Source organism: Ruegeria sp. AL12 (assembly GCF_056540885.1).
The window spans coordinates 1-3464 of sequence record NZ_JBQFXN010000026.1 but is presented as its reverse complement, the minus strand read 5'-3'; the positions used below and the strand labels follow the sequence as shown (position 1 = coordinate 3464).

Below are 3464 nucleotides of genomic sequence, written 5' to 3'. Positions count from 1 at the left end.
GCGCGTAGACCTCAAGTATCGCAGCGGTTCTCGCCTTTGCGGTGGGAAGGGACAGAAAGGCGGGGAAGCGGTCTTTCGCTGCAACGGCGAAGAAACGAACCGGAATGCTTTAAAGCGGACCTTGTTGCAGCCGCGATCAAATAAGTGCCACTTCTGCAAGTGGCCGTTCACATGAAGAATCCGTTCCCGTTTCTCACTGCAGCTCTGAGTTTGGTTAAGACCGGTTGGCCCTAGGATCCGCCTGCTGCATCAAACCGCTCGCATTGTATTGGGCGTTTCGACATCGAACCGTCTGCCTTGGACGAATGGAAGATCGGTGTGTTTGATGTGTCTTCCTTTCATACACGAAGCTCAAGGGTCACGGAAACGCCCGTGTTGAGTGCGGCTGAATAAAAATCGATCAGATCATGGTTTTGGCTAGCGTGTCGGCTTTGCGTTGTCAGCAGCGTTGCGGGGTTTAGTAACCCGCCATTTGACGCAGCTGTCTTCCACTAACAAAATGCAAGACCGAAGCGTCACTTCGCTACACCTACACAAGCTGCGGGGAATAGCAGTTTGCGTATTGAGCCTCCCCAACTGAACTGGTCCACCGTTATGTTTAGGAAACGGAGGACCACGAATGGCAAACAAGAGACCGAAGCCCGAAGAGATTGTCTCGAAGTTACGGCAGGTTGAAGTTCTGATGGGGCAAGGCATGTCCCGTCTTGATTCGATCAGGCAGATCGGCGTTGTTGAACAAACCTATTACCGCTGGCGCAAAAAGTACGGCGGAATGGGCATAGACCAGTTGAAGGAACTGAAACGGCTTCAGAAAGAGAACGAGCGACTGCGGCGCGCGGTTTCTGATCTGACGTTGGACAAACTGATCCTGACGGAAGCCACAAAGGGAAACTACTGAGCCCCGCTCGTCGTCGTGCTTGTATTAACCATGTACGCAACCAGTTGAACGTTTCCGAGAGACGCGCCTGTCGCGTGCTTGGACAACACCGGTCCACGCAACGGCGCGTCCCACAAGGTCGCCCAGACGAGGACCGACTGGTGGCCGACATGATCGAGCTGACCCGTCAATATGGCCGATATGGCTATCGCAGGATCGCAGCGCTGCTGAGGGAGGCTGGATGGTCTGTCAGCGACGGACGGATTGAACGGCTGTGGCGGCGAGAGGGGCTGAAAGTGCCAATAAAACAACCGAAGAAAGGGCGGCTCTGGCTGAATGACGGATCATGTGTCCGGCTTCGACCAGAGCATCGCAACCACGTGTGGTCCTATGACTTCGTCCATTGCCGAACCGATGATGGCAAAGCCTTCCGGGCGCTGAACATCCTTGATGAGTACAGTCGGGAATGTTTGGCTATCAGGGTCGAGCGGAAGCTGAACTCGACCGATGTAATCGACGTCCTGACAGACCTGTTCATACTTCGCGGCGCGCCGAGTTTCATACGTTCTGACAATGGGCCGGAATTTGTCGCCCAGGCTGTCCGAGACTGGATCGCCGCCGTTGGCGCCAAGACGGCTTACATCGAACCTGGCAGCCCGTGGGAAAACGGATACTGTGAAAGCTTCAATGGCAGGTTCAGGGACGAGTTGCTCAATGGTGAGATCTTCTACAGCCTGCGCGAAGCTCAAATTCTGATCGAACAATGGAGGAGACACTACAACACAAAACGCCCCCACAGTGCACTGGGCTATCGCCCGCCAGCGCCCGAAACCATCATCCCGATGGATCACAGGCCGATGATGCACTAACAATCAACTTGGACCAGTCAGATGAGGCTGCTCACCATCAGCTCAATCTTTGAGCTTGGAACAGAAGCGGACTCCTGCAAAAACTCGGGCGACACTCCCATGTCAACGATGTATCGAGCATGACCTGCCCCCCGAAACTTCCCTCGTTGTGATGTAGAGTTTGCTCAACCTTTTTGAAGGAGCAAACAGATGCGTAAGAGCCGTTTCACCGAGGCGCAAATCATCGGGATGATCAAGGAACAGGAAGCTGGAATGCCGACGGCAGAGGTGTGTCGCAAGCACGGTCTGAGCCAAGGCACATTCTACAAGTTCAAATCGAAGTATGGCGGCATGGAAGTGTCTGATGCGGCCAAGCTAAAGGCTTTGGAGGATGAGAATGCCAAGCTGAAGCGTCTGCTCGCAGATCAGATGTTGGACAACGTTGTGTTGAAGGACTTGCTGGGAAAGAGCTGACGACGCCGAATGAGCGGCGAGAGGCAGCGCTGAGGGCAATGCGGGATCATGGTATCTCGCAACGCCGGGCCTGCCGACTTGTCGGTGTCGATCCGAAGACGGTCCGGCGTGAACGCCCGCCGGATAACCCAGAGATACGCAAGGAGATGAAGGCCGTCGCAGCCAAGCGCCGTCGGTTTGGTTATCGGCGGATCGGCGTGATGCTCGAACGCGAAGGATACGTGATGAACCACAAGAAGCTGTATCGCCTGTACACAGAAGAGAAGTTGGGCGTCAGGCGACGACGGGGCCGGAAGCGGGCTCGTGGCTCGCGGACACCGATGCCCCAAGCGCTGAGGCCGGGGGAACGCTGGTCGCTCGACTTCCTGTCCGACACGTTCGGGGCATCTCGTCGGTTCCGCATCTTAGCCGTGAACGACGATTGCTGCCGCGAGAATCTCTGCCTGATGGCCGACACGAGCATCCCAGGTGCACGGGTAGCACGCGAACTTGATGCCCTGGTGCGCATCTATGGCAAACCGGCCAGCATTGTCAGTGATAACGGGACAGAGTTCACCAGTCGGGCCATCCTGAAATGGGCCAACGACAACGGCCTCGACTGGCACTACATCGACCCGGGCAAGCCGCAGCAAAATGCCTTCATCGAGAGCTTCAACGGCAGCCTGCGCGACGAACTCCTGAACGAGGAGATGTTCGACAGCCTAGACGATGCCCGCCGCAAGCTGGCGCTCTGGCGCTACGACTACAACAATGTCAGACCGCACTCATCACTCGAAAACCAAGCACCCGCAGAAGCGCGCCGGACGCTTGAGCAATTTGAGGGCTCCGCGCCCGGCGCGCTTGCCCAATCGGACGACGAAGAATATGAAAAGCAAACCCGCAGACTCTCGTTATGAGTGAGGGAGCCACGGGGGGCAGGTCAGGACGCCATGAAGATGCTTCTTTTGGCCAAGTTTCGGTCGAGAGATCAGGATATCGAAAAACAAGAGGACCTTCCAAGAATGTACGCACCAATTTGTTTTCGACTGAACCTGCAGCGCTCGCTGAAACTCTGTCTCGTTTCAGCCATTGGCGTTTACGCGGCTCCCGCTTTTGCACAAGGTACGGTTTTCGAAGTTGATCCTGGCCTTTGGCGGTTTGAAGAGTCCTTCTCAATTCCCGGCATGCGAGTTGAAGAGGGCGAACCCATTACCGGGTGTCTCTCCTCCGAACAGGCCAGGCGCAGCCTTGCTCAGATTGTCGATGAAATATCCGGTGGATCAGAC

3 protein-coding genes are annotated in these 3464 nt (G+C 55.9%); all 3 read left to right on the top strand.

What is annotated here, in order from left to right; translation table 11 throughout:
* Positions 1-619 precede the first annotated feature (619 nt).
* Positions 620-1746, top strand: a protein-coding gene (locus ACR0C6_RS20950; protein ID WP_480514630.1) for an IS3 family transposase whose coding sequence is annotated in 2 segments (ribosomal slippage) — positions 620-881 and positions 881-1746 — 1128 coding nt in all. Because the reading frame shifts where the segments join, the coding sequence is not laid out codon by codon here.
* A gap of 189 nt (positions 1747-1935) precedes the next feature.
* A protein-coding gene (locus tag ACR0C6_RS20945; RefSeq protein ID WP_480621022.1) for an IS3 family transposase occupies positions 1936-3095 on the top strand; the annotation gives its coding sequence in 2 pieces (ribosomal slippage) (positions 1936-2185 and positions 2185-3095; 1161 coding nt in all).
* Positions 3096-3128: 33 nt separating this feature from the next.
* A partial coding sequence (locus ACR0C6_RS20940; RefSeq protein WP_480621020.1) for a hypothetical protein occupies positions 3129-3464 on the top strand: 336 nt, incomplete at its 3' end.